We start from the raw sequence: 26,328 nt of genomic DNA, 5'->3' as shown, positions 1-26,328 counted from the left end.
GCGAACGTTGAACAAGACGGTAACGGACTGTCACAGATTTATTTTAGCGAACAGGTGTTCACTGGAATCATTCTCAGTTAGGCTATGTGGGCTGCGTTTTTTTTATTCAGTTTTACCGGAGTCGCCACATGGTTCGTAAACCATTACTTGCGCAGGGATATTCACTGGCTGAGGAGATAGCCAACAGCATCAGTCACGGGATTGGACTGGTGTTCGGGATAGTCGGACTTGTTCTGTTACTTGTTCAGGCCGTGGACAGCAATGCCAGCGCCACCGCCATTACCAGTTACAGCCTCTATGGCGGCAGCATGATTTTGCTGTTTCTCGCCTCGACGCTGTACCACGCCATACCGCATGCGCGCGCCAAAACCTGGCTTAAAAAGTTTGACCACTGCGCGATTTATCTATTGATTGCAGGCACTTATACGCCGTTTTTGCTGGTAGGGCTGAAATCCTCACTGGCACACGGCCTGATGATTGTCATCTGGAGCCTGGCGCTGCTTGGCATCCTGTTTAAGCTCACAATCGCGCATCGCTTCAAAGTGTTGTCACTGGTCACTTATCTGACGATGGGCTGGCTGTCGCTGGTGGTGATTTATCAGATGGTGATGAAACTCGCGCCTGGCAGCGTCACGCTGCTCGCGGCAGGGGGCATTATCTATTCGCTGGGCGTCATTTTTTATGTCTGTAAGCGGATCCCGTACAATCACGCCATCTGGCACGGCTTCGTGCTGGGCGGCAGCGTTTGCCATTTTCTGGCCATTTACCTCTACATTCGCTGAGGATTGCGCGCTGCGCAAATCGCTTCACTCATTCCCTCGAAGACCCACCGCCAGGCGGCAGATGCCCCTGGCGGCGTGACTGCTTTTATAAAGCCATCAGACGCTTACGCTTCTTCAAGCGAGTAGGGCAGCGGTTCGATGTGCAGCGTATGCGCACCGCTCTCTTCGCGAACGCGGAAGAGCGTGCCGGTTTCCAGATCGTTATTCATCACTACCTGCGCCAGCAGACGCCCGTCATCCAGCTGTACAGCGGCAAGCACGGTGCCGGTGCGACGCCAGTTCTCACCCATCTGCATTTCGATATCTTCGCCAGGCTGCGGCACACGGCTGCCGTGGCCTGCCAGATACCAGAGCGAGCGTTTATTCGCGCCGCGGAATTTTGCCCGCGCCACCATCTCCTGGCCTGCATAACAGCCTTTTTTAAAGCTGATGCCGCCCAGCGCCTGAATGTTGGTTGCCTGTGGAATAAACTGATTGCTGTTCGGCGCGTCAATCACCGGGAAACCGGCTTCGATATCAAGCGCCAGCCACTGCGCGCTGGCGTTGAGCTGCGCTTCGCCATGGAGTTTGTCACTAAGCTGGCTTGCGGTTTCAGCATCAGTAATCACCATAAAACGCTCTGCCGGCAGGCCGAACCACAAAAGTGTGGTGGCACCGTCCACGACACGCGGATTCTGCTCATCCGGTAGCGTAGCGAAATGGTTCGCCAGCGCCGCACGCGCCTGGAAACCGGCTACACCCAGCAGCACGGCGTCGTCGTTCGGCGCGATGGTGACTTTTGAGAACACCGCATATTTTTTCATTTCCGCGAGCTGCGTGTCACGCACGCTGCGGCGTTCAATCCAGGCGAAACCGTCGCCATGACGGAACAGGCGCAGGTTGCTCCACATTTTGCCTTTGGCATCGCAGTGCGCCACCAGCAGATGCTGATTCTCGCCAAGCTCGGTAACGTCCGCCGTCACCTGGCCCTGCAAATATTTTTCGCTGTCCGGGCCCGTTATCGTCGCCAGCGCCCAGTCTTCCAGCGAAATGAGCGTCAGCGGCAGGCGCGCGCTGGCGGCTGGCTGACGGGGAGGAAATGGAGTAAATGCCATAAATAAAGTCCCAGTGTGCTATCGCAATAATGCTCCACATGAGTGGAGAGATAGCTTCATATTGTTAAAGAGCGGGCGAAGTTTGCAAGCCTTTTAGCATTCCCTTTTGTGCCGTTAACGCATTCTTCGAGACGGCTCGAAAGAAAAAATGTCGATTGCATCAGAGACGTCATATTCAGGATAACGCCTCGCAAATACGCACATTCGGCTGAAGGATGGATGAAAAACGGGTTACACTAGCAGCCGTCATCCAATGGTGGTTTAGCAGGTAAAAGACATGGATATTAATAATAAAGCCCGTATTCACTGGGCATGTCGCAGAGGTATGCGCGAGCTGGATATTTCCATCATGCCTTTCTTTGAATATGACTATGACTCCCTGAGCGACGAAGACAAACGCGTTTTTGTCCGCCTGCTGGAGTGTGACGATCCTGATTTATTCAACTGGCTGATGAATCACGGCAAGCCAGCTGATGCGGAGCTGGCGCGAATGGTGGAATTAATCCAGCAGCGGAATCAGGCACGTGGTCCTGTGGCACTCTGATCTTCGCGTTTCATGGCGCTCGCAGTGGCTATCGCTGCTGCTGCACGGCGCCGTGGCCGTTATTATTTTGCTGCTCCCCTGGCCGCTGCGGTATCTGCCCGTGTGGATGCTGTTGCTGTCTCTGGTGGTGTTTGACTGCGTACGTAGCCAGCGGCGTATCAATGCGTTCCAGGGCGAGGTCAGCCTGACGGCTGATTATTACCTTCGCTGGCAGGGCGTTGACTGGCAGATTTGCGCCACGCCCTGGATGCTGCGCAGCGGAATGATGCTGCGGCTGCGTCATCCTAAAACGACACGCCGCCATCATGTCTGGCTGGCGGCGGATAGCATGACGGAAGCAGAGTGGCGCGATTTGCGTCGCCTTCTGTTGCAACAGCCCGTAGGCGACAAACGCTAATGAAGCCCTGAAATCAGGAGAAGTGCGCCGCCATTTCGCCGAGGATTTGCTCGCACCAGCTTTCGATACGGGCGTCGCTCAGGTCATACTGGTTGGTTTCATCCAGCGCGAGGCCGACGAACAGCTCACCATCGGCGATAACGGGTTTGGCGCTCGTGAACTCATAGCCTTCTGTAGGCCAGTAGCCGACAAACTTCACGCCCTTAGGGCTCAGTTTGTCATGTAGCATGCCGAGCGCGTCGAGGAACCATTCGCCATAGCCTAACTGATCGCCCATGCCGTACAGCGCCACGATTTTTCCGTCGAGGTTGAGTGCGTCCAGCTGTTCCCAGATGGCTTCCCAGTCTTCCTGGAGTTCGCCGAAATCCCAGGTAGGAATGCCGAGGATCAGCACATCATACTGTTCCATGAGCGTCGGCGAGTCGTCTTTAAGGTTATGCAGCGTGACCAGTTCGGGACCAATAATATCGCGGATTTTCTCAGCCGCCATTTCGGTGTAACAGGTGCTGGAACCATAAAAAAGACCAATGTTCATAACGATAACGTCTCATTTCCTATTCTGCAGAAGCGTCAGTGTATCAGATCCCGCTTCCAGTCAGGCATAATGCAGCGACCGGGAGCGTAAGAGAGGTGGCAGTGGAACAGGATTTAGCCCGTATCGAACAATTTCTCGATGCGCTCTGGCTTGAGCGCAACCTGGCCGAGAACAGCCTAAGCGCGTACCGGCGGGATCTCAGCATGGTCGTGGAGTGGTTGCACCATCGCGGGTTATCTCTGGCAACGGTACAGAGCGGCGATCTCCAGACGTTGCTGGCAGAGCGCGTTGAAGGCGGTTATAAGGCGACCAGCACTGCGCGTATGCTCAGTGCCGTACGTCGGTTGTTTCAGCATCTCTACCGTGAAAAAATTCGCGATGACGATCCGAGCGCGCTGCTGGCGTCGCCTAAGCTGCCGCAGCGTCTGCCAAAAGATTTAAGCGAAGCGCAGGTGGAAAGACTCCTTCAGGCGCCGACGGTCGAAGAGCCGATTGAGCTGCGTGATAAAGCCATGCTGGAAGTGCTTTATGCCACCGGTTTGCGCGTCTCTGAACTGGTCGGGTTGACCATGAGCGATGTGAGCCTGCGCCAGGGCGTGGTACGCGTTATCGGTAAAGGCAATAAAGAGCGGCTGGTGCCGCTTGGCGAAGAGGCCGTTTACTGGCTTGAACAGTATCTCACGCACGGCCGCCCGTGGCTGCTTAACGGGCAGTCGCTGGATATCCTCTTTCCAAGCAACCGCGCCCGGCAGATGACCCGTCAGACCTTCTGGCATCGCATCAAACATTATGCTCAACTGGCGGGCATTGATAGTGAAAAGCTTTCGCCGCACGTTCTACGCCATGCGTTCGCCACGCATCTGTTAAATCATGGTGCCGATTTGCGCGTGGTACAGATGCTCTTAGGCCATAGCGATCTTTCCACCACGCAGATCTACACGCACGTGGCGACGGAACGGTTGCGGCAACTTCATCAACAGCACCACCCCAGAGCGTGAGTGCCGAAATTAAGGACATGTTATGAAAAAAACTATTGCGCTGCTCTCCGTTACGCTGGCGGCTTTTTCAGGATTTGCCCAGGCGGATGACGCAGCCATTAAGCAGTCGCTCACCAAACTCGGTGTAGCGAACGCTGAAATTCAGCCGTCTCCGCTGGCAGGCATGAAAACCGTACTGACCGAAAGCGGCGTTATCTATGTGACTGAAGACGGCAAACATATCATTCAGGGCCCGCTGTATGACGTCAGCGGCGGCCAGCCGGTCAACGTGACCAATCAGATGCTGATGACCAAACTCAACGCGCTCGAAAAAGAGATGATTGTTTATAAAGCGCCGCAGGAAAAACATGTCATCACCGTCTTTACCGATATCACCTGTGGCTATTGCCATAAGCTGCACGAAGAGATGAAAGACTATAACGCGCTGGGCATCACGGTGCGCTACCTGGCTTTCCCGCGTCAGGGGCCGCGCAGCGAAACAGCGAAAGATATGCAGGCTATCTGGTGCGCGAAAGATCGTAATAAAGCCTTCGATAACGCGATGAGCGGCGGCAAAGTTGAAGCGGCCAGTTGCGACGTCGACACCGCGAAACATTACGAGCTCGGCGTGCAGTTTGGCGTCCAGGGCACACCGGCGATCGTGCTGAGCAATGGCGCGATGGTGCCGGGCTATCAGGGGCCAAAAGAGATGAAAGCTTTTCTTGATGAGCATCAGAAACAGCTTCAGGCGAGCGGAAAGTAACGGGTGAGCAGACAGACACAACTTCGCAGGCGTTCTCCGGATGAGTCTATTACGCTGCCGGATACCCTGCCGCCGCTGCTGCGCAGGCTCTATGCCAGCCGCGGCGTGCGTGGCGCGCAGGAGCTTGAGCGCAGCGTAAAAGGCATGCTCCCCTGGCAGCAGCTCTGCGGTATCGATAAAGCCGTTGCGATGTTGCATTACGCGCTGCGCGAAGGGCTGCGCATTATCGTTGTCGGCGATTTCGATGCGGACGGTGCTACCAGCACCGCGCTTAGTGTGCTGGCGCTTCGCGCGCTTGGCGGCAGCAACGTGGCGTATCTGGTGCCTAACCGGTTTGATGACGGTTATGGGCTGAGCCCGGAAGTGGTCGATCAGGCCCACGCGCGCGGCGCGCAGATGATCCTGACCGTGGATAACGGCATTTCATCTCATGCGGGTGTCGCGCGCGCGCATGAACTGGGCATTCCGGTGCTGGTTACCGATCACCACTTACCCGGCGATACGCTTCCGGCGGCGGGCGCTATCATCAATCCTAACCTCGCGGAGTGTACCTTTCCGTCGAAATCACTCGCAGGCGTCGGCGTCGCGTTTTACCTGATGCTGGCGCTGCGCGCGCATTTGCGAACCGTCGGCTGGTTTACGGAAAAGGGTATTCCGGAGCCGAATCTCGCGGAGTTTCTTGATCTGGTGTCGCTTGGCACCGTCGCAGACGTGGTGCCGCTGGATGCCAACAACCGCATTCTTATCTGGCAGGGGCTGAGCCGCATCCGGGCAGGCAAATGCCGCCCTGGCATTCGCGCGCTGCTGGAAATAGCCAATCGCGAGGCGCACCGACTGACCGCAAGCGATCTCGGTTTTGCGCTGGGCCCGCGTCTTAACGCGGCAGGCAGGCTGGATGATATGTCTGTCGGCGTCGCGCTGCTTCTGTGCGACAACATCGGCGAAGCGCGCATGCTGGCAAACGAGCTGGACGCGCTGAACCAGACCCGTAAAGAGATTGAGCAGGGAATGCAGGCGGAGGCGTTAACGCTCTGCCAGCAGCTTGAGCGCAGCGGGGAAACGCTGCCGAGCGGAATTGCGATTTTCCATCCCGAATGGCATCAGGGCGTGGTCGGCATTCTCGCCTCGCGTATCAAAGAGCGTTTTCACCGCCCGGTTATCGCGTTCGCGCCCGCAGGCGAGGGGATACTCAAAGGCTCAGGCCGTTCGGTGCAGGGGCTACATATGCGCGACGCGCTGGAGCGTCTCGACACGCTTTATCCCGGTATGATGCTCAAATTCGGCGGCCATGCGATGGCGGCAGGACTTTCGCTTGAAGAGGCGCGTTTCCCGGAGTTTCAGGCGCGCTTCGCACAGCTGGTTAACGACTGGTTAGATCCGGCGATGTTGCAGGGCGAAATCTGGTCTGACGGCGCGCTCGCGCCACAGGAGATGACGCTGGAAGTGGCTGAGATGCTGCGCGACGCGGGCCCGTGGGGGCAGATGTTCCCGGAGCCGCTGTTTGACGGGCGTTTTCGCATTCTGCAGCAGCGTCTGGTGGGCGAGCGTCATCTCAAGCTGATGCTGGAGCCGGTCGGTGGTGGGCCATTGCTTGACGGCATCGCGTTTAACGTCGATACCACCTGCTGGCCCGACCCCGGCGTGCGTGAAGTCGAGCTTGCCTACAAGCTTGATGTGAATGAGTTTCGCGGCAACTGCAGCCTGCAATTAATTATCGACCATCTCTGGCCCGTTTAGCGCCAGGATAAACTATAAAAGGCGGCGTAAATCCGGTAAACTTTCCGTTTTACGACCGCATTTTGCCCATCTTCATCACTAAAAGATTCTACAGCCATGTTTGAAATTAACCCGGTAAAGAACCGCATTCAGGACCTCACGGAGCGCTCAGACGTTCTTAGGGGGTATCTTTGACTACGATGCTAAGAAAGAGCGTCTTGAAGAAGTAAACGCCGAGCTGGAACAGCCGGACGTCTGGAACGAGCCCGAGCGCGCGCAGGCGCTGGGTAAAGAGCGTTCATCCCTTGAAGCTATCGTCGAGACGCTGGATCAAATGTCCCAGGGGCTCGATGACGTCGCGGGCCTGCTTGAGCTTGCCGTTGAAGCGGACGATGAAGAAACCTTCAATGAAGCGGTAGCCGAGCTGGATCAGCTTGAAGCCAAACTCGCGCAGCTCGAATTCCGCCGTATGTTCTCCGGCGAATATGACAGCGCCGACTGCTACCTGGACATCCAGGCGGGCTCCGGCGGCACCGAAGCGCAGGACTGGGCCAGCATGCTGTTGCGTATGTATCTGCGCTGGGCCGAAGCGCGCGGCTTCAAAACAGAAATCATTGAAGAGTCTGAAGGTGAAGTGGCTGGCCTTAAATCCGCCACCATTAAAATCTCCGGCGATTACGCGTTCGGCTGGCTGCGCACGGAAACCGGCGTACACCGTCTGGTGCGTAAGAGCCCGTTTGACTCCGGCGGCCGTCGACACACCTCTTTCAGCTCCGCGTTTGTCTACCCGGAAGTGGAAGACGATATCGATATCGAAATCAACCCGGCGGATCTGCGTATCGACGTGTACCGCGCGTCAGGCGCGGGTGGTCAGCACGTTAACCGTACGGAATCCGCGGTGCGTATTACCCACATTCCGACCGGTACGGTCACGCAGTGTCAGAACGACCGTTCTCAGCACAAAAACAAAGACCAGGCCATGAAGCAGATGAAGGCGAAGCTGTACGAGCTGGAAATGCAGAAGAAAAATGCTGAGAAGCAGGCACTGGAAGATAACAAGTCCGACATCGGCTGGGGCAGCCAGATCCGCTCCTACGTGCTGGACGATTCCCGTATCAAAGATCTGCGCACCGGCGTTGAAACCCGCAATACACAGGCGGTGCTGGATGGCGATCTGGATAAATTCATCGAAGCAAGTCTGAAAGCAGGGTTATGAGGAACCAACATGTCTGAACAACAAGCACAAGGCGCAGAAGCGGCGGTCGATCTTAATAACGAACTGAAAACGCGCCGCGAGAAGCTGGCTGCGCTTCGCGAACATGGCGTCGCGTTTCCGAACGATTTTCGTCGCGACCATACCTCAGACCAACTGCACGCTGACTTCGATGGTAAAGAAAACGAAGAGCTGGAAGCGCTGAACATTGAGGTCTGCGTGGCAGGCCGCATGATGACCCGTCGTATTATGGGTAAAGCGTCTTTCGTTACGCTGCAGGATGTCGGCGGCCGTATTCAGCTGTATGTGGCGCGTGACGATCTGCCGGAAGGCGTTTACAACGAGCAGTTCAAAAAATGGGATCTCGGCGATATCCTGGGCGCGCGCGGTAAACTGTTTAAAACCAAAACCGGCGAGCTTTCCATTCACTGCACCGAGCTGCGTCTGCTCACCAAAGCGCTGCGCCCGCTGCCGGATAAATTCCACGGTCTGCAGGATCAGGAAGCGCGCTACCGCCAGCGTTACCTCGATCTCATCGCGAACGATGAATCCCGCAAAACCTTTAAAGTGCGTTCGCAGATCCTGGCGGGTATCCGTCAGTTCATGGTTGGCCGCGGCTTTATGGAGGTGGAAACCCCGATGATGCAGGTGATCCCGGGTGGCGCGTCCGCGCGTCCGTTCGTGACGCACCACAACGCGCTGGATCTCGACATGTATCTGCGTATCGCGCCGGAGCTGTACCTCAAGCGTCTGGTCGTGGGCGGTTTCGAGCGCGTGTTTGAGATCAACCGTAACTTCCGTAACGAAGGCATCTCTGTGCGCCATAACCCTGAGTTCACCATGATGGAACTCTACATGGCGTACGCGGATTACAAAGATCTGATCGAGCTGACCGAATCCCTGTTCCGTACTCTGGCGCAGGATGTGCTCGGCACAACGCAGGTGCCTTACGGCGAAGAGACGTTTGATTTCGGCAAGCCGTTTGAAAAACTAACCATGCGCGAAGCCATCAAGAAATATCGCCCGGAAACCGATTTGGCGGATCTGGATGATTTCGAGAAGGCCAAAGGCATTGCGCAGGCAGTCGGCATTAAAGTTGAGAAAAGCTGGGGTCTTGGCCGCGTTGTGACCGAAATCTTCGAGGAAGTGGCCGAAGCGCACCTGATTCAGCCGACCTTCATCACCGAATACCCGGCAGAAGTCTCTCCGCTGGCGCGTCGTAATGATGAAAACCCGGAAATCACCGACCGCTTTGAATTCTTCATTGGTGGCCGCGAAATCGGCAACGGCTTTAGCGAGCTGAACGACGCGGAAGATCAGGCGCAGCGCTTCCAGGATCAGGTTGCCGCGAAAGACGCGGGCGATGACGAAGCGATGTTCTACGACGAAGACTACGTCACCGCGCTGGAGCACGGCTTGCCGCCGACGGCGGGTCTCGGTATCGGGATTGACCGTATGGTGATGCTGTTTACTAACAGCCACACCATCCGCGACGTTATACTGTTCCCGGCGATGCGTCCGGTGAAATAAGCCATCCGGCTTCATCGTGAAAGCCGCGCGCTCCTTCGGGACGCGCGGCTTTTCTTTTTAGGGTTACGGGTTTGGGTCATCCGGGCGTAGCTGCTAAGATAACCGCCGTTATTTCAAGGTGTCACTGAATTAAGGAGCCGTTTTGAACACGGACTGGCTGGCCGCCCGCACAATTCTGAAAACGCTGTGTTTACTGTTTTGCCTGTTTCTGACCGCCTGTTCAAGCAACAAAGCGGGCGTCTCAGATGCGACAAAAGGCGGCTATAGCGGCTCTGTCTATACGGTCAAACGAGGCGACACTCTCTATCGCATTTCCCGCATTACCGGATCCAGCGTCAGCGAACTGGCGCGACTGAACGGTCTCTCTGCGCCTTACACGATTGAGGTTGGGCAGCGGCTGCGCGTGAGCAGCGCTTCTGGTTCAGCCTCTTCACGTAAAACCGCCTCCCGCCAGACAACGGCTGCACGCAAAACCGCCTCATTACCGAAAGTGGATGCGCCACCGCCGGGTCAACGCTGCTGGCGCTGGCCGACCAGCGGTAAAGTAGTCATGGGGTATTCAACCGCCGATGGCGGCAATAAAGGCATTGATATCGCCGGTCGCCGCGGACAGCCGATTTACGCCTCGGCAGCGGGCAGGGTGGTCTATGTCGGCAATCAGCTGCGCGGTTACGGGAATCTCATCATGATTAAACATAATGAAGATTACATCACCGCCTACGCGCACAACGACACAATGCTGGTGAATAATGGCCAGCAGGTAAAAGCAGGGCAGAAAATCGCGACGATGGGCAGCACCGGCTCCGATTCCGTCGGCCTGCACTTCCAGTTGCGCTACCGCGCGACGGCCATCGACCCGCTGCGCTACCTGCCGCCGCAGGGCAAAGCGCCTTCCTGTTAACGTTATACCGCCCGCCTGCGCGGGCGGTTGCTTATAAATCCGTCAGTTAACGTGCCGGGGGCTTGTCAGCCATGGGTGAAGGCCTATAATGCTTATCGCACCTCATCGCGGGCGTAGTTCAATGGTAGAACGAGAGCTTCCCAAGCTCTATACGAGGGTTCGATTCCCTTCGCCCGCTCCAGAATCCTTCCTGGCACTCCCTGATTTCTGTGTAATAACACATTTATGTTATGACACTGCACAGGTGCTTAAGACAGGCTGAACATGCCCTGTTACCACAAATCCTGTTAAGTAATTCATTATGTATGGTGTCCTGACCATTTCAGGATAATGGCTCAGCTGCCTGGCGTTGTTCCATTTTCATTGCGCCAATCCTCCCTGACAAAAATTTAAGCCCCGCAACTGTCTGTCATCACGCTATTCAGCGAGTTATCAAATAAAAAGCGCCTGATAATATTTATCAGTGAAGCGGTGGGGAGCCACATGAATCATGCTGACGCATTAATATGTCATCACAGATATCAGGTAAAACTATAAATGCGGTGAACCTGCCGATGACTTTTATCATGGTGCTAATCTTTCTGGAGCGTTAAACATCAAGTCTGCTTTCTGGTCACAGCATCCGATTTGCCCATACTGTTAATATCCCCCTGCGTAACTAACTCCCTGATTGCCGGGCCTGTTTTTCTTCTGTAAGATTTTTCTTTTCGGAGGATAAATATGTCGGTTACTGATGCTCTGCTTGCCTATATTCTTGCGGCGACGCTGTTAACTCTGACGCCGGGGCTGGATACGGCGCTCATATTGCGAACCGCGGCGGCGGACGGGGGTAAGAAAGCCGTTCAGGCGGCGCTTGGCATCGATGTTGGCTGTTTTATCTGGGGGGCGCTGGTGGCGTTTGGTCTGGGAGCGCTGTTCGCTGTGTCTGAAATGGCGTACTCCATTCTGAAATGGTGCGGCGCAGGCTATCTCTGCTGGCTAGGCATCCAGATGCTGCTGCGCCCGCGCGCCACGTTTGATACCCGCGTGGGAAATGAAGCGCGCGCCAGCAACAGTTTTCTGCGCGGTTTGCTGGGCAACGTGCTGAACCCGAAAATGGGCGTGTTCTATGTCTCCTTTCTGCCGCAGTTTATCCCGGCCGGGCATTCGCCGATGGTCTGGACATTCCTGCTGGTGGCCATCCATGCGCTGATAGGCACCCTCTGGTCGCTAACGTTGATTGTCGCAACCCGCTACGCGTCAGGCGTACTAAAAAAACCAGGCGTGGTGAAATGGATGGATCGCGTCACAGGTGGCGTGTTCCTGCTGTTTGCCGTAAAGCTGGCCTTAAGTAAACGCTAATGCGGTACTGGCGCCTGCGCGTTTAAGAATATTAAACGTAAATAAGCTCTTTCTTTAGTGGTTTTATTAATGCGCCGTCTCATTGTGAAAAAATAAGGCGGCGCGCAATCAAGTTTTTACTATGCTGATCGTAACGTTATCTCTGGTGCGTGTTATCAGCATGGAAACATATCCGCTTCCTGAAAGGCCCGAAGAGGCCATCAATCAGCTTATCGACGCCCTGAAAATTAGCGGTGAACTGCGTCGTTTCGCCAGTGGTGCGCATATTCCTGCGCAGCCTGATCATATTATTGTGATAGAGCAGGGCGCACTCTCGATGCACCGCATGATGGATGGCCTGATGATGATTGAGTCGACGCGGCCTCAGTTGCTCGGCATCACCTACAATAATCAGTTCAGCCACCATTTCACGATTAAAGCCGAATCAGTCTGTGAGGCGCGTCTGGTGCCGCGTAGCGATTTTGAAGCCATTATTGAGACGCGCCAGCTATGGCGCGAACTGCTGCTGGTCGTCTCCTGGTACTACGATGTGCTTTACTGGAAGAGTTACCACTATCTTGGGCGGCAATCCTATACGCTTATTCGCAACTGCTTAATAGAGCTGGCAGCCAAAAACGAGCAGGAGCGAGAGGAGATTAACGCCTGTGATTTTATTCGTGGTAAAACCAATCTTTCTCAAAGTTATATTCTCAAAGTCTTTAGCGATTTAAGAAAAGGCGACTACATCGATATTTCGCGCGGTCGACTGAAATCCATTAATAAACTGCCTGACCGGTATTAACTGCCTCTCGCCTGCATAGCTGTCTTTGCGCCGACGCCCGATGGGGTGCGGCGCAGATTCCTTGTGATACCCCTCACCAATTTTTAAACATTTACGAAATGATTTTATAACAAGCGGCTACTATGTCCCGGTTCACTTCCCGGAGATAACAATGAAAGATGTGGTAATTGTCGGGGCTGCTCGCACGCCCATTGGCTGCTTTCAGGGCCAGCTTGCGCGTCGCTCGGCGGTCGAGCTCGGCGCGGTGGTCATTGAGGCACTGCTGACGCGCACCGGGCTTAACCCTCAGGATGTCGATGAAGTTATCCTGGGCCAGGTGCTGACGGCAGGCGCAGGCCAGAATCCGGCGCGGCAGACTGCGCTCAACAGCGGCCTGCCGTGGTCGGTTTCGGCGATTACCATCAATGATGTGTGCGGCTCTGGCCTGAAGGCGCTGCATCTGGCGACGCAGGCGATCCAGTGCGGTGAGGCGGATGTGGTGATTGCTGGCGGTCAGGAAAATATGAGCCGCGCGCCGCATGTGCTGACCGAAGGGCGCACCGGCGGGCCCGGCGACAGCCATATTATCGACAGCCTGGTGCATGATGGGTTGTGGGATGCGTTTAACGATTACCATATGGGCGTCACGGCGGAAAATCTGGCGCGCGAATATAACATCAGCCGTGAACATCAGGATGCTTACGCGCTTGCATCACAGCATAAAGCGCGGGTCGCTATCGACAGCGGACGCTTTCGTGACGAAATCGTGCCCGTCGTGATCGAACAGATGCAGGGCGCGCCGCTGGTGGTCGATACCGACGAGCAGCCACGCGCCGATACCAGCGCGGAAGGGCTGGCGCGCCTGTCGCCCGCCTTTGACCGGCTGGGAAGCGTTACCGCGGGCAACGCCTCGTCAATGAATGATGGCGCGGCGGCGGTGCTGATGATGAGCGCCAGCAAGGCGCAGGAAATGGGGCTGCCGGTGCTCGCGCGCATACGCGCTTTCGCAAGCGTGGGCGTCGATCCGGCTCTGATGGGCATCGCGCCGGTCTACGCTACGCGCCGCTGTCTGGAGCGCGCGGGCTGGCAGCTCAATGATGTTGATCTTATCGAGGCCAATGAGGCGTTCGCGGCACAGACGCTATCGGTCGGCAAACTGCTTGCGTGGGACGAGCGCAAGGTGAACGTTAACGGCGGTGCGATTGCCCTGGGACATCCGATTGGCGCGTCCGGCTGCCGCATTCTGGTTTCTCTGGTCCATGAGATGGTGAAACGTCAGGCTCGCAAAGGGCTCGCCACGCTTTGCATTGGTGGCGGCCAGGGCGTGGCGTTGGCGATTGAACGCGATTAATCCTTTCCTTTCTTATTAAGAAATGTGCCGTCACTTCACGGCGCACTTTCTTTGTCAGCTAATAGTATTGAAAGAGCAATTATATTCCTGATATCAGTTGCTCTGTTTACTATTTCCTTCATTTAAGTTAATTCTCAGATTGCAGTCACTATCGCCGCTTTTCATGGGTGAATTTAAAAGCAAACTGTGATTCAAAACATCATTTAATGGCCGTTTGTTGATTTTTTATTGAGCGCAATCACGTGCTTTCTTTTCGTTATTTTTGAAACAAAGTATTGCGATCCGGATCGCTAAAATAACCTATATTAAAAAATAAAATGCAGTTTCATAAAAAAGAAACGATATTTCATTGAGGGTATTTTATGTTTAAGAAAGCTCTGGTACTGGCTGTCCTCTGTGGTTCATCATTCGCGGCGCAAGCCGTAACCGTTGATTTACGTCACGAGTACATTGATAGCGGAATCAATGCCGATCGCGTTGCGGTTTCACATCGTTTTGATAATGGATTTGGTTTTTCCGTGGAGGCGAAATGGAAAACCGGCGGAGACGATCAGTCGCGTCCATTTAATGAAGTCGTGGGTAACGGTCATGAAGATCAGATAAGCTGGCGCTGGAAAGCAACCGACGCTATCGCTATCACGCCAGCATTTACTATTGAAAGTGTTGATAGTAAAACCATTTATAAGCCAAACATCCATGTGCAGTACAGCTTTGAGAATGGCTTCTATGTCGCGGCCCGTTATCGTTATGAGTATACCCGCGTCCCGGAAGGTAAAGATGATGACGATAAAGTTAACCGTGGTGATGCCTGGGTGGGATTTGCGCTCGGCGACTGGCGCACTGAGCTGAACTATGTGTATGCCCAGAGCGAAGAAGGCTTTACCCGTAATAACGGGAAAAACTCTTCCAACGAATATAACGCCAAAGTGGCTTATAAAATTGATAAGAACTGGGCACCTTATTTTGAAGTCGGAAATATTGGCGTAAAAGAGTCTGACGAGCGCCAGACGCGTTTACGTGTCGGCGTGGCATACAGCTTCTGATGAAATTAGCCTCCGTCAGTGCGGGGGCGTTAAGTTTTTTTGCTGTTTCCTGATAGCGTGCTCCTGAGAATAAGCACACCGCCCATGCAGGGGCGGTTTTTTTATGCCCGCTGTAAATTATTTTTTTTTCGCATGCGCTCATTCTTATTAAGCTGCTGGGTTTACCTTAAACATGAAAAAATAAAAAAGCCCTCCAGGAGAGGAGGGCAAAGGTCAGTAATGGAAACAGGACGCTTATTATTATGACACGCTCAGCATTTCACGCTGTTCGGGTAATTTTGCAAGATAGACCGCCGGTTTGCCGTCTTTATCGGTACTGAAAAGAATGGTGTTGCCGTCCGGCGTGAAAGAAGGGTGTGGATGCGTCACCTGACGGCTGCCGGCAAACGTCTCCCAGGACGTATCGTGACGCGCCACACGATAATAGGATTTATTATTTACATCAAAAACATAGAGATAAGGATCGTTGTCAATGGTGTAGCCGCCGGTGTCTTTCACATCGACCGGCGTGCCAGAGCCGTCGCCCACCAGCAGCGTGCCGTCGAAATTACTCATCAGGTGCGAGCATGCCGGGATTGGCATGATCTCTTCATTAACACCGCGCTCCGGCAGGTAGCGGTAAACCGTGCGGCCCTGCTGGCCCTTGAGATAAGAGACATAAACCAGCGCTGAGCCGTCCGGCACCCAGAATTCGTGAGTGCAGCTTTCACCCTCGGCGTGTTCCTTCACTTTGCGCACATTGCTGCCGTCTTCATTCACCATCCACATACGGGCATCGATCAGATCGTGCGGGCCTTCATGACAGAACGCGACGGTATTGTCGTCGAACGGGCGATAAATCGGATGCCCCAGCCAGATTTTCTCTTCGTGGATCGTCTGGCTGGCGCCGGTTTGCAGGTCAATGTGCAGCAGGCGGCAGTGCGGCCCTTTGTGGAAGAAGTCATGAAAGATTTTCCAGTCGCTCAACGGCACATAGTCGCTTTTTGCGATTTCGATCCCGACCAGTTTGGTGCAGTCGCTGTTCGCCACCCAGGTGCCGTAGCCGACCCACGCTTCCGGCACGCGATAGACGTCGCGCTCGGCAAGTGTGGTGAGGTTAACTTCGCGCAGGACGCGATCGTTTTTCACATAGTAAAGATAGTTGTCGTCCGGTGAGAGAAAACCGCCAAAGGTATTGTCGCCCGCGCCTTCGGTGAGCTGTACCGCTTCGGCGTTTTCCAGATCCAGCAGATAGTAGTTCCAGTGCCCGTCGAATTCGCCGGCAAACAGCAGGTGGCTGCCATCGTTAAAAAAGCATTTCTGGTAGAAATAATTGCGGTGACATGTCACTTCCGGTGGGGTTAAACGCGTGACTTCCGCCCCGGTATCCGGGTCAATGCTTATCTGATACTGAAGTTTCACCCGCATGCCTTTGGCCATACTCTGCTCCTTACGTTACCGGCTGGCGTTCGCTGATTAAATTTCGAAAACAGTAATATAAATTATCAAAACAGTGTTTCAATGTGTGTGACTGTGGGCGCATTTCTGCTCAACTGTTCTAATGGAAAGAGTATTTTTGGACAAAATCAGCGCGAAAGCGGTATCGAGGGATGCCGGGTGACGGGCGGTAGACTTTTCATTAAAACCGCGCCGTAAAATTTTATTTAACTGATTTTAAAGCGAAAATTTGCAGATTGTGTAAAGGTTGTCTGTCTGGCCAACGCGATAAACGTGACCGCAACATCAAATCCGGCAAGATGTAACCATAAAAATGAAACAATGTTTTATTTATAATTGAAAACACGTTTCGCTACGTTTAAGATGGATGTCATCTCAAAAAACGAAACGCTGTTTCGCTGTTTTATTTCCTTCTGCGGTCTCTCTTTTAATGCGCGGTGAGTGGCAGATGTCATAACGCGATACGTGCCAGGCTGCCTGTTACCTGGCGTTTTATGGCATCGATATCCGTGATGAAGAGAGGGCGTAAGCGGCGGACAGCCTTATTACGGTCACGCCTGTCACAGACAGGCCCGATAACAAGGAAACACACATGATTCTCGATGCATTCTCTCTTCAGGGTAAAGTCGCGATCGTTACCGGTTGTGATACCGGTCTTGGTCAGGGTATGGCGCTGGGCCTCGCAGAAGCAGGCTGCGATATCGTGGGCATTAATATTGTCGAACCGGCGGAAACCATCGAACGTGTGACTGCGCTGGGCCGCCGTTTTCTGAGCCTGACGGCTGACTTGCGTAAAATCGACGCGATCCCGGCGCTTATCGGACGCGCAGTGGCAGAGTTCGGGCATATCGACGTGCTGGTTAATAACGCAGGGCTTATCCGCCGCGAAGACGCAATTAACTTCAGCGAGCAGGACTGGGACGACGTGATGAACCTGAATATTAAGAGCGTGTTTTTTATGTCTCAAGCCGTGGCGAAGCAGTTCATCGCTCAGGGCAACGGCGGCAAAATTATTAATATCGCGTCAATGCTCTCCTTCCAGGGCGGCATTCGCGTGCCGTCTTACACGGCGTCTAAAAGCGGGGTGATGGGCATTACGCGCCTGATGGCGAACGAGTGGGCGAAGCACAATATCAACGTCAACGCCATCGCGCCCGGGTATATGGCGACCAACAACACCCAGCAGTTGCGCGCCGATGAGCAGCGCAGCGCCGAGATCCTTGACCGCATTCCGGCAGGCCGCTGGGGTTTGCCGAGCGATCTGATGGGACCGGTGGTGTTCCTGGCGTCCAGCGCGTCGGATTACATTAACGGTTATACCGTTGCGGTCGATGGCGGCTGGCTGGCGCGTTAAGCGAGATGTGCAGGTAAAAAAACCTCCCGCGTGGAGGTTTTTTTTATGGGGAACGTTTAGCGGTGCGGGATGCGGTGGGTGCGCTTTGCTTACCCACCCTACAAAGTAGGTAATCCTGATGTTAGCGTAGGGCGGGTAAGCGAAGCGCACCCGCCGGACAACATCTTTACCATGTTTACCCAACCCCTCCCACACCGGCGGGGTTGCAACAGAAACCCCTCTTAGCGCATCGCGCGTTTCAGAATACGCTCTGCCTGGCGCTGGAATTCCGCCGCGGCGTCTTCAACGGATTTCTGGCCGTAATCGATATACTGCAGCGCGGTGCCGAACTGCGACACGATCTGCGGATCGTCAAAATAGGGCGAAACGGCAAGCGAGGTCGGCAGCGACTGCGCCAGCTTCAGGCCAGACACCGACGGATCGCCATCTTTAATCACGCCCGCTTCGGTAAGCTGCGCCACCGCGGCCTTGCTGAGCGGCACGCCGCGTTCAAGCCCCAGCGCCGCCACGCCCTCTTTGCTGTTCAGCAGGAAGTTAATCAACTGCGCGGCCTCTTTCGGGTGTGTAGTCGATTTACCGATGGATAGCATCTGCGCCGGTTTAAAGAAGAGGCCCGCATCTTTCGCGCCCGGCAGCATCGGATAGGCACCCAGCTCAAGCTTCGCGGGCGGCTTTAAGTTGTCGGAGTATTTGGTGATAGTGGAGTTCCACATATAGGTGCCCGCCCATTCGCCCTGGATCCACGGCTTCATCTCATACATGTTGCTCTTGCCGAACGAGGCATAATATTTGGTGTCCGGCATCACGTGGCTGTCGATGAGCTTCTTGTACATCCCGAAGAACTCAACCCACTGCGCTTTGCTGTAGGCGAATTTTTTCGTTTTCTCATCCACCGCCGGAATATTGTATTTCTGCACCATGTACGAGTTGAGCAGGGCCAGCACATCCTGATGCTCCAGCACGACCGGGTAATACTGTTTGCCGAGTTTCGACTCGAACGTTTTACCGGCGGCCATCAGCTCATCCCAGGTTTTCGGGTAGTCGACGCCCGCTTTCTTCCAGGTTTCGTTGTTGTAGTAGAACACGCGGGCGGTGACGGAGATCGGAATACCGTTGAGCTTGCCGTTGACAGTAGTGGACTTCAGCTCTTTCGGATCGAACTGGCTCAGGTCGATGACATCTTTTACCTGATTTAAATCGTAAAACCCGTCGCCGTTTTTGGAGAAGATCGGCAGCCAGTTCCAGTTGGTCTGCATCACATCCGGCTCGGTGCCGCCCGCGATTTGCGTGGTTAGACGCGAAAGATGGCCGTCCCAGCCGGTGTATTCCGGCTTAACGCTAATCTCCGGGTGCTGTTTGTGAAATTCCTCCAGCGCTTTCAGCGTCACCTGGTGACGGCCATTGCCGCCCCACCAGGACATCCGCAGTTCGACGTTTTCCGCTGAGTGCGACGGCAGCGCGCAAAGGGTGAGGGTAGACGCTAATGCTGTGCTAACGAGGGCTTTTTTCATTATAAGACTCCTGTCAGAGAGTGAGGTTTTGTTCTGTTTTGGCGTCAAAAAGATGACACTTATTCATGTCGAACTTAAAAAACACCTTGCGGTGAAGGCCCTTTTCAATCATTGGCTTAGCTTCATCGGAAGGGATGCGGCAGGTCATTTCGAAATCCGCGACCTTGAGATAGACGAAAAACTCGTGACCCATATTCTCCACGCGCACCAGTTCACCGGTGCCACAGGGTTCGGCATAGGGCGTGTCGGAAATTGAGACATATTCCGGGCGAATGCCGAAGAAAACCTCTTGCCCGGCGTATGCGGTTACTTTCTCCTGCTGGCGTGGTGTCAGCGCCAGGCGGTCATCGCCGATGCAAATTCGCAGCTCGCCTGCCTCTTCCACCAGTTTGCCGGGCTTGATGTTCATCTCCGGCGCGCCAATAAAGCCCGCCACAAACATGTTTTTCGGGTAGTGATAGAGATTATCTGGCGTGTCCACCTGCATAATATGACCAAGCTTCATCACGCAGATGCGATCGCCCATAGTCATTGCCTCGGTCTGATCGTGCGTGACGTAGACCGTGGTGGCCGGTTTGCCGCTCTTTTTCAACTGCTTATGCAAATCGGAAATACGGATGCGCATCGAGGCGCGCAGTTTGGCGTCGAGGTTAGAGAGCGGCTCATCGAAGAGAAAGACATCCGGCTTTTTCACAATCGCGCGGCCCACCGCCACGCGCTGCGCCTGGCCGCCGGAGAGCTGGCGCGGCAGACGGTCAAGCAGCTCTTCCAGCTCAAGGATTTTCGCGGCTTCATCCACCTGGCGGTTAATCTGATCTTTCGGCAGCTTGCTGAGCTTCAGGCCGAATGCCAGATTTTCGCGCACCGTCATATGCGGGTAGAGCGCGTAGTTCTGAAACACCATCGCGATGCCGCGCTCTTTCGGTGCCAGGTTATTCACCAGCTTCTCGCCGATGCGTACTTCGCCGCCGCTGATGGTTTCAAGGCCCGCGAGCATACGCAGCGTGGTGGATTTGGCGCAGCCTGACGGGCCGACAATCACCATAAATTCACCGTCGGCGATTTTCAGGTCGATACCATGAACCGCTTTAAAGCCGTTGGAATAGACTTTTTCTAACTTATTGAAAATAACTTCAGCCATGATATTCCCCTGTTAACCTTTGATTCCGCTGCTGGCCACGCCCTGTACGAAGTAACGCTGAGCCAGGAAAAAGACGATGATGGACGGCAGGATTGAGATGCTCGCCATTGCCAGAATTTCGTTCCACGGCGCGCCTTCGGTCACGTCGATGGACATCTTAAGCGCCAGGGCTATCGGGTATTTATCGACGCTGTAGACGTAAATCAGCGGGCCGATAAAGTCGTTCATCGACCACATAAACTGGAACAACGCGACCGAGATCATGGCGGGCTTGAGGATCGGCACCACCACATACCACAGCACCTGGAAGGAGTTGCAGCCGTCGATTTGCGCCGCTTCTTCCATGTCGCGCGGCACGCCGCGCAGGAACTGGATCAGCATAAAGACGAAGAACCCCTGGGTAGCGAAGGCCATCGGCAGCCAGAGCGGCAGGTAGCTGTTGAGCATCCCCATTTCGCGGAACATCAGGTATTGCGGGATAAGCAACACGGTGCTCGGCAGCAGCATGGTGGCGATAAGCGTGGCGAACCAGAATTTCTTCCACGGGATCTCAAAGCGTGCGAAACCGTACGCCACAATGGTGGAGGAGATAACCGTCAGCACGACTTTCGGGATCACATATTTAAACGTGTTCATCATGTAGTGGCCGAAATTATATTCAGTGCCGGTTTTCCAGCCGTTAATAAAGCCATCCCAGGTCGCGTGCGTCGGCCACAGGCCGAGCGTGGTAAAAATCTCGTGGTTGGGCTTAAACGACGCTGAGAACATCCATGCCAGCGGGTAGAGCATCAGCAGGCCGACGAACAGCAAAATCACGTAACGGATGGCGCGGCTTGCTTTTTCGCGCCGTAGCGTGCGCGCCACTTCGCGATCGCCCGCGCTCATGGCCGGGCGGCGAGCCAGTGGTTCCTGTTGAATATCAGCCATTTTTGCCTCCCTTATCGGCGGAGTAGAAGACCCAGTATTTCGAGGATTTAAAGGCGATGGAGGCGAAGAGCGCCACCACCAGGAACAGCACCCACGCGAGCGCCGCGCCGTAGCCCATGTCGAAATATTTAAAGGCGGTGTCGTAGATATAGAGTGAGAAGAGATAGGTGTAATAGGTCGGGCCGCCGCCGGTAATCACATACGGGCCGGTAAATTCCTGGAACGCCTGAGTGGTCTGCATAATGAAGTTAAAGAAAATGACCGGTGTGATCAGCGGGACTGTCACTTTCATAAACATCTGCCACTTCGAGGCACCGTCGATCATCGCCGCCTCATACTGCGACTGCGGCACGTTTTGCAGCGCGGCCAGGAAAATCACCATCGCGGAGCCAAACTGCCAGACGCGCAGCAGCGTGACGGACATCAGCGCCAGCGAGGGTTCGCCAAGCCAGTTCACCGGATCGAGCCCGAACACGCCGATAAAACTGTTCAGCAAGCCATCAATGGCAAACAGCGCGCGCCACAGCACGGCGATGGCAACAGAGCTGCCGAGGATCGACGGGATGTAATAGGCCGTGCGGAAAAAGCCGATGCCGCGCAGTTTGAAATTGAGCACAAACGCAATGCCAAGCGCGAAGGCGAGCTTCAGAGGGATAGTCAGGAATACATAGGCGAACGTCACGCCCATCGATTTCCAGAACAGATCGTCATCCATCAGCATATAACGGTAGTTTTCAATGCCGTTAAACACCGGCGGATTCATCAGGTCGTACTCGGTAAAGCTAAGCGCGAAAGAGGAAACAAACGGGAAGGCCGTAAAGACTATCAACCCGATGATATAGGGCGATATCCAGGCCAGACCCAGGAGCTTGTTTTCATTCATAAATACCTACCTGGCATTCAAGGGTTCGTTAATCGGATATGAGATGGTGTTTAAAGCGTGACAGCGAATACGCCAGGCTCGTAAGGGCGTGGCTGGACTGCCATGCCATCGCGATGCCAGCAACGTCTCGCCATGGAAAACGGCGGGCGTAACGTAATGAATATCGCGATTTTTATAATTTATTGAACCGTTGTTTCTTGTTTCTAAAACAGCGTTTTAATTTATTTTATTGCTATTTGTTTCGCCGTCATTCGATAAATAGTGGAAATGTGATCGTGGTCGAAACGCTGTTCTGGTTTTTTGAAGCAGCGCCGTTTTCGGGGCAAGGGCGGTGATACAACTTTTGGTAGGCACGCAAATTAGTGTTTGCTCTCAATTAGGATTATTCGTAATAATGATTATTACGGACGTAATACCTCTCCTCACAACAAGGATATGTTTCTTTGTTTTGCATAGTTTTTCCTTTTTTGTCAAAGAGATAGTTGTGTGCGCCCGTTCACTTTCTCAAAACAATACATTTGACCGGTGAAACAATTCGCACGCATATTGTTTTTGGTGGAAATAATTTCGACTTCATCAGCAGCTTAATTAAACGTAACGCACTCACTATGTCATCGATAGATATCAAAAATAATCCGCTCACCTCGTCTGCGGATTATCCGCTCCTGGGGCAGCCGCGCGCCGAGTTAGATCTGTTTGCGCTGGTCGACGTGCTTTTCAAATCCCGTAAGGTGATCCTCTCCATTACGGCATTGTTTATCGTGATGGGTCTGGCGCTGGCCTTTTTGCTCCCGCAAAAATGGACCAGTGACGCTGTGGTGTCCATTCCTGAAACGCCGCAACTTATTGAATTAAAACGCGTGCTGGTTGATCTCCAGGTGCTGGATGTGGATGCCGCTATCGATGCCGCGTCGCTTGAAAATATGTTCCTGAAAAAATTCGATTCGCGCGCGCTTCAGGAAAAATTTCTGCGCACCTCGCCGTGGGTGCAGGCGCAGGTGAAGGAAGCGCAGGGGGATACTGAAAGCCTGCAGCGCGCGATTACGCTTGTGGCGCAGCGGATAAAAATGGTTTCTAACGACAACCCGAAAGCGGCGTCAGCCTCGCCTTACAGCTCCTGGACGCTGAGCTTCACTGCGCCGAAAGCGCAAGATGCGCAGCGCGTGCTGAAGGAATACATCAATTATGCGGCGCTGGCGGTACAGCGAGAGGTGCTTGAGAACCTGCGCTCGACCATTGAGCTTAAAGTGAAATCGGAAGAGAGCCGTCTGATTCTTGACCGTAACACGCTGGCTAACGAGCATAAAATCGCGATTCAGCGACTGAACTATTCATTGCAGGTTGCCAATGCCGCGGGCATTAAAAAGCCGGTGTACAGCAATGGACAGGCGGTGAAAGACGACCCGGATTACTCCATTGCGCTTGGCGCGGATGGGCTTGCGCAGAAGCTGGCTATTGAGCGCTCCATTACCGACGTGACGGCGCTGAATGCGGCCATCCAGAACCGCGAATATCGTCTGGCAGAGCTGAAAAAGCTCAACCTGGCGGACGTGGATTTCCAGCCGTTCCACTATCAGATGGCACCTTCGCTGCCGATGAAAAGCGACGGGCCGGGAAAAGCGCTGGTACTTATCCTTGCCGCGATGCTGGGCTTTATCATTGCCTGCGCGACGGTGCTGGTGCGTGATGTCTTCACGAAGCGTCAGGTTATGACGCAGCACGCAAGCGACGTTGACGCGCTGCTCTCCTGATACCGTTCGTATGACAAAAAAGCCGCCTGATGAGGCGGCTTTTTTCTGGGCGCGATTTACTTCAGAAAATCTTCCCGTACCGGCGTAAAGGTATCAAGCAGCGTGCCGGGTGTAATACAGACGCAGCCATGCATAATATTCGGCTGTTTATAAAGCGTATCGCCTGCGCTCACGCGGCGGGTTTCTTCGCCGATGGTGAATTCAAATTCACCAGAGAGCACATACGTCAGTTGCTCATGCGGATGGCAGTGCATCGGGCCGACCGCACCAGCGTCAAAATTCACTTCCACCGCCATCATTTTGCCGCCATGGGCCAGAATGCGGCGCGTGACGCCATTGCCCAAATCCTCAAGCGTCGTCTCTTTGTGATAGATAAACATGCCGTGCCTCTGATTTGTGAAACGTTGTTTCAATTAATCTATCCTGGCATGAAAAAGATGAGAACGCGCCGGCGTGTGAAATGGCGGGCAGATCACATTTGTTCCGCTCTGTGAGCATGTTATAACCGGGGAAGCGCAAACAGGAGGCAACGATGAAAACAGTAGGCTTGCTCGGCGGCATGAGCTGGGAATCGACCATTCCTTATTACCGGTTAATTAATGAAGGCGTACGCGACCGGCTCGGCGGGCTGCACTCCGCGCAGTTACTGCTGCACAGCGTCGATTTTCACGATATCGAAGCCTGCCAGGCGAGCGGTGAATGGGAAAAGGCGGGCGAGATGCTGGCGCAGGCGGCGCTCGGTTTAGAACGCGCCGGTGCGCAGGCCATCGTGCTCTGTACCAATACGATGCATAAAGTAGCGCACCAGATTGAAGCGCGCTGCGCGCTGCCGTTTTTGCATATCGCCGACGCGACGGGCCGCGCCATCGAACAGGCGGGGCTGCACCAGGTGGCGCTGCTCGGCACCCGGTACACCATGGAGCAGGATTTCTATCGCGCGCGGCTGGAAGAGGGGTTCGGCGTCACCTCGCTTATCCCGGATGCGCCCGCCCGTTTGCGCATCAATCAGATTATTTTCGACGAGCTGTGTCTTGGGAAAATCACCGTGGAATCAAAATGCTACTATCAGCAGCAGGTAGAAATTCTGGCAGAGCAGGGCGCGCAGGGCGTGATTTTCGGCTGTACCGAAATCGGTCTGTTGCTCGGCGCGCAGGATTGCCCGCTGCCGGTGTTCGACACCGCCGCGCTGCACGCCGCCGATGCGGTGAACTTTATGCTGGGCGACCAGGACTGACCAGCATCGTCTCCAGCGTGTCGCTAAGCCCTTTCATCTGCTGCTGTAAGTGCTGGCTGAACGCCTCAACCAGCGCAGAAGCGGGGCGGTGCAGAGGGCGGATGAGGCTCACCGTGAAGGGCACCGCCACGCTGAAGCGGCGCACCACAATGCCCGTCGCCGCGTAATCCAGCGCGGTGAGCGGGTTTACTATTGATACCCCGACGCCAGCACGCACCATCGCGCAGACCGACGCGGCGCTGTGCGTTTCCAGTACCATGCGGCGCTGCACGTTATGCTCCTGAAAGAGCGAATCAAGCAGTTGCCGGTAGCTGTCGGTACGCGACAGGCTGATGTAGTTTTCGTCCGCGAAATCCTGCGGCGTCAGCTGCGGTTTATCGGCCAGCGTATGGCCTGTGGGCAATACGCACACCTCATTTAACGTCAGTAGCGTCAGGCGCTCGGTGCCGGCGGGCGTGGCGGTATTTTCCGTAATGCCTAAGTCGTGACGCTGCGCGGAGAGCCACTCTTCGAGCAGCGGCGACTCCTGCGGCACGATGTTCAGGCTCACGTCCGGGTAGCTATCCAGAAAGGGTTTTAACACCAGTGGCAACAGCGACTGTGAGAAAACCGGCAGGCAGGCGATGGAAAGCTCGCCCTGGCGGAACTGGCGCAGGCTTTCGGCGGCGCTGATGATGCGGTCAAGCCCGTACCAGGAGCGCTGGACTTCTTCAAACAGGCGCAGCCCCTGGACGGTGGTATGCAGCCGCCCGCGGCTACGGGTAAAGAGCGACAGGCCAATGAGTTTTTCAAAGCGCGCCAGCTCGCGGCTGACGGTGGGCTGCGAGGTGCGCAGCAATGCCGCGGCTTCCGTGAGATTGCCCGCCGTCATGACCGCGTGAAAAATTTCGATATGGCGAAGCGTGACGCCAGGCATAAGTGAACCCTTGTTTGTGTGAACAGACACCGCTGGCGATCCGGCGGCGGGTGCACTTTGCTTACCCGCCCTACAATAACAGTTACGCCGCCTCTGGCGGTTGCGCTGCGCTTATCCGCCCTACAACAACAGATACGCCACCACTGGCGGGTGCGCTCTGCTTACCCGTCCTACAACAACTACGGGTTAATCTGCGGCCTCCAAAAAACCATATCATTTTTGCATAG

Annotated in this window: 25 protein-coding genes and 1 tRNA gene; 17 read left to right on the top strand and 9 right to left on the bottom strand. The window is 54.8% G+C overall.

Translation table 11 applies throughout. The annotated features are described in order from the left end of the window. Positions 1 to 128: 128 nt before the first annotated feature. The gene (gene trhA, locus G6041_RS12340; RefSeq protein ID WP_007777939.1) at positions 129 to 782 is read left to right on the top strand and encodes a PAQR family membrane homeostasis protein TrhA; all 654 of its coding nucleotides are present in this window, start codon (positions 129 to 131) and stop codon (positions 780 to 782) included. A gap of 104 nt (positions 783 to 886) precedes the next feature. On the opposite strand, the gene ygfZ is transcribed toward trhA, so the two are convergent. Then, positions 887 to 1,876 (bottom strand): tRNA-modifying protein YgfZ, encoded by a 990-nt coding sequence (gene ygfZ, locus G6041_RS12335; RefSeq protein ID WP_012123854.1) that lies wholly within the window; start codon positions 1,874 to 1,876, stop codon positions 887 to 889. A gap of 277 nt (positions 1,877 to 2,153) precedes the next feature. Here ygfZ and sdhE point away from each other — a divergent pair, with 277 nt between their 5' ends. Then, positions 2,154 to 2,420 (top strand): FAD assembly factor SdhE, encoded by a 267-nt coding sequence (sdhE, locus tag G6041_RS12330; RefSeq protein ID WP_007870701.1) that lies wholly within the window; start codon positions 2,154 to 2,156, stop codon positions 2,418 to 2,420. Continuing rightward, entirely contained in the window at positions 2,401 to 2,817 is a 417-nt protein-coding gene (locus tag G6041_RS12325) for a protein YgfX (RefSeq protein ID WP_012123856.1), read from the top strand. Before sdhE ends, G6041_RS12325 begins: the two co-directional genes overlap by 20 nt. Before the next feature lie 13 nt (positions 2,818 to 2,830). On the opposite strand, the gene fldB is transcribed toward G6041_RS12325, so the two are convergent. After that, the gene (gene fldB / locus G6041_RS12320; protein WP_004385676.1) at positions 2,831 to 3,352 is read right to left on the bottom strand and encodes a flavodoxin FldB; all 522 of its coding nucleotides are present in this window, start codon (positions 3,350 to 3,352) and stop codon (positions 2,831 to 2,833) included. A 101-nt stretch (positions 3,353 to 3,453) separates the two neighbouring features. Here fldB and xerD point away from each other — a divergent pair, with 101 nt between their 5' ends. The 11 genes from xerD to G6041_RS12265 all read left to right on the top strand — a co-directional run bounded on the left by xerD (position 3,454) and on the right by G6041_RS12265 (position 14,947). Beyond that, the gene (gene xerD, locus G6041_RS12315) at positions 3,454 to 4,350 is read left to right on the top strand and encodes a site-specific tyrosine recombinase XerD (RefSeq protein WP_004385677.1); all 897 of its coding nucleotides are present in this window, start codon (positions 3,454 to 3,456) and stop codon (positions 4,348 to 4,350) included. 22 nt (positions 4,351 to 4,372) lie between these two features. Continuing rightward, positions 4,373 to 5,092, top strand: a complete 720-nt coding sequence (gene dsbC, locus G6041_RS12310; protein ID WP_004385678.1) for a bifunctional protein-disulfide isomerase/oxidoreductase DsbC — start codon at positions 4,373 to 4,375, stop codon at positions 5,090 to 5,092. 3 nt (positions 5,093 to 5,095) lie between these two features. Continuing rightward, positions 5,096 to 6,829: a single-stranded-DNA-specific exonuclease RecJ gene (recJ, locus tag G6041_RS12305; protein ID WP_041460381.1), complete on the top strand. Its 1,734-nt coding sequence runs from the start codon at positions 5,096 to 5,098 to the stop codon at positions 6,827 to 6,829. A 96-nt stretch (positions 6,830 to 6,925) separates the two neighbouring features. Continuing rightward, a protein-coding gene (prfB, locus tag G6041_RS12300; protein ID WP_097564053.1) for a peptide chain release factor 2 occupies positions 6,926 to 8,024 on the top strand; the annotation gives its coding sequence in 2 pieces (ribosomal slippage) (positions 6,926 to 7,000 and positions 7,002 to 8,024; 1,098 coding nt in all). A gap of 9 nt (positions 8,025 to 8,033) precedes the next feature. Continuing rightward, entirely contained in the window at positions 8,034 to 9,551 is a 1,518-nt protein-coding gene (gene lysS, locus G6041_RS12295) for a lysine--tRNA ligase (protein WP_007870695.1), read from the top strand. Between the two features lie 142 nt (positions 9,552 to 9,693). After that, the gene (gene actS / locus G6041_RS12290) at positions 9,694 to 10,452 is read left to right on the top strand and encodes an amidase activator ActS (RefSeq protein WP_041460382.1); all 759 of its coding nucleotides are present in this window, start codon (positions 9,694 to 9,696) and stop codon (positions 10,450 to 10,452) included. Positions 10,453 to 10,559: 107 nt separating this feature from the next. After that, positions 10,560 to 10,633: transfer RNA gene (locus G6041_RS12285), tRNA-Gly, on the top strand. 539 nt (positions 10,634 to 11,172) lie between these two features. Beyond that, positions 11,173 to 11,793, top strand: coding sequence for a LysE family translocator (locus G6041_RS12280; RefSeq protein WP_012123861.1), 621 nt, complete (start codon positions 11,173 to 11,175; stop codon positions 11,791 to 11,793). Positions 11,794 to 11,914: 121 nt separating this feature from the next. Next, a complete protein-coding gene (locus tag G6041_RS12275; RefSeq protein WP_012123862.1) occupies positions 11,915 to 12,574 on the top strand; it encodes a helix-turn-helix domain-containing protein in 660 nt (219 codons plus the stop codon). A gap of 151 nt (positions 12,575 to 12,725) precedes the next feature. Then, on the top strand, positions 12,726 to 13,904 hold the full coding sequence (locus G6041_RS12270; RefSeq protein WP_012123863.1) for an acetyl-CoA C-acetyltransferase: 1,179 nt from the start codon (positions 12,726 to 12,728) through the stop codon (positions 13,902 to 13,904). Between the two features lie 362 nt (positions 13,905 to 14,266). After that, positions 14,267 to 14,947, top strand: coding sequence for an oligogalacturonate-specific porin KdgM family protein (locus G6041_RS12265; RefSeq protein ID WP_012123864.1), 681 nt, complete (start codon positions 14,267 to 14,269; stop codon positions 14,945 to 14,947). A 240-nt stretch (positions 14,948 to 15,187) separates the two neighbouring features. Here the strand turns inward: G6041_RS12265 and G6041_RS12260 are convergent, their stop codons facing one another. Next, entirely contained in the window at positions 15,188 to 16,366 is a 1,179-nt protein-coding gene (locus G6041_RS12260; RefSeq protein WP_012123865.1) for an oligogalacturonate lyase family protein, read from the bottom strand. 610 nt (positions 16,367 to 16,976) lie between these two features. Between G6041_RS12260 and kduD the strand changes: the two genes are divergently transcribed. Then, complete coding sequence (kduD, locus tag G6041_RS12255) at positions 16,977 to 17,738, top strand: 2-dehydro-3-deoxy-D-gluconate 5-dehydrogenase KduD (RefSeq protein ID WP_004385688.1); 762 nt, start codon at positions 16,977 to 16,979, stop codon at positions 17,736 to 17,738. Positions 17,739 to 17,959: 221 nt separating this feature from the next. Here kduD and G6041_RS12250 read toward each other — a convergent pair whose 3' ends face one another. From G6041_RS12250 to G6041_RS12235, 4 genes are read right to left on the bottom strand one after another with little or no spacing between them, the layout of a single operon-like run. Beyond that, positions 17,960 to 19,249: an ABC transporter substrate-binding protein gene (locus tag G6041_RS12250; protein WP_012123868.1), complete on the bottom strand. Its 1,290-nt coding sequence runs from the start codon at positions 19,247 to 19,249 to the stop codon at positions 17,960 to 17,962. 13 nt (positions 19,250 to 19,262) lie between these two features. Continuing rightward, positions 19,263 to 20,390, bottom strand: a complete 1,128-nt coding sequence (locus tag G6041_RS12245) for an ABC transporter ATP-binding protein (RefSeq protein WP_054628656.1) — start codon at positions 20,388 to 20,390, stop codon at positions 19,263 to 19,265. Between the two features lie 12 nt (positions 20,391 to 20,402). Beyond that, positions 20,403 to 21,317, bottom strand: a complete 915-nt coding sequence (locus G6041_RS12240) for a carbohydrate ABC transporter permease (RefSeq protein WP_004385691.1) — start codon at positions 21,315 to 21,317, stop codon at positions 20,403 to 20,405. Further along, entirely contained in the window at positions 21,310 to 22,200 is an 891-nt protein-coding gene (locus G6041_RS12235) for a carbohydrate ABC transporter permease (RefSeq protein WP_004385692.1), read from the bottom strand. The genes G6041_RS12240 and G6041_RS12235 overlap by 8 nt, the downstream gene beginning before the upstream one ends. 608 nt (positions 22,201 to 22,808) lie before the next feature. On the opposite strand from G6041_RS12235, the gene wzz(fepE) reads away from it, so the two are divergent. After that, positions 22,809 to 23,951, top strand: coding sequence for an LPS O-antigen length regulator Wzz(fepE) (gene wzz(fepE), locus G6041_RS12230; protein ID WP_012123873.1), 1,143 nt, complete (start codon positions 22,809 to 22,811; stop codon positions 23,949 to 23,951). 56 nt (positions 23,952 to 24,007) lie between these two features. On the opposite strand, the gene G6041_RS12225 is transcribed toward wzz(fepE), so the two are convergent. Next, the gene (locus G6041_RS12225) at positions 24,008 to 24,331 is read right to left on the bottom strand and encodes a cupin domain-containing protein (protein WP_004385694.1); all 324 of its coding nucleotides are present in this window, start codon (positions 24,329 to 24,331) and stop codon (positions 24,008 to 24,010) included. Between the two features lie 152 nt (positions 24,332 to 24,483). Here G6041_RS12225 and G6041_RS12220 point away from each other — a divergent pair, with 152 nt between their 5' ends. Continuing rightward, positions 24,484 to 25,185 carry an aspartate/glutamate racemase gene (locus G6041_RS12220; protein WP_012123875.1) on the top strand — a complete coding sequence of 234 codons (702 nt, stop codon included), beginning with the start codon at positions 24,484 to 24,486 and terminating at the stop codon, positions 25,183 to 25,185. On the opposite strand, the gene G6041_RS12215 is transcribed toward G6041_RS12220, so the two are convergent. Further along, a complete protein-coding gene (locus tag G6041_RS12215) occupies positions 25,163 to 26,101 on the bottom strand; it encodes a LysR family transcriptional regulator (RefSeq protein ID WP_012123876.1) in 939 nt (312 codons plus the stop codon). The genes G6041_RS12220 and G6041_RS12215 overlap by 23 nt on opposite strands. Between the last annotated feature and the right edge of the window lie 227 nt (positions 26,102 to 26,328).

It is taken from the genome of Cronobacter sp. HA18003, from assembly GCF_011605905.1.
In the GTDB taxonomy this organism is placed as follows: Bacteria; Pseudomonadota; Gammaproteobacteria; order Enterobacterales; family Enterobacteriaceae; genus Cronobacter; species Cronobacter sakazakii.
This window is presented reverse-complemented; position numbering and strand designations above follow the sequence as displayed.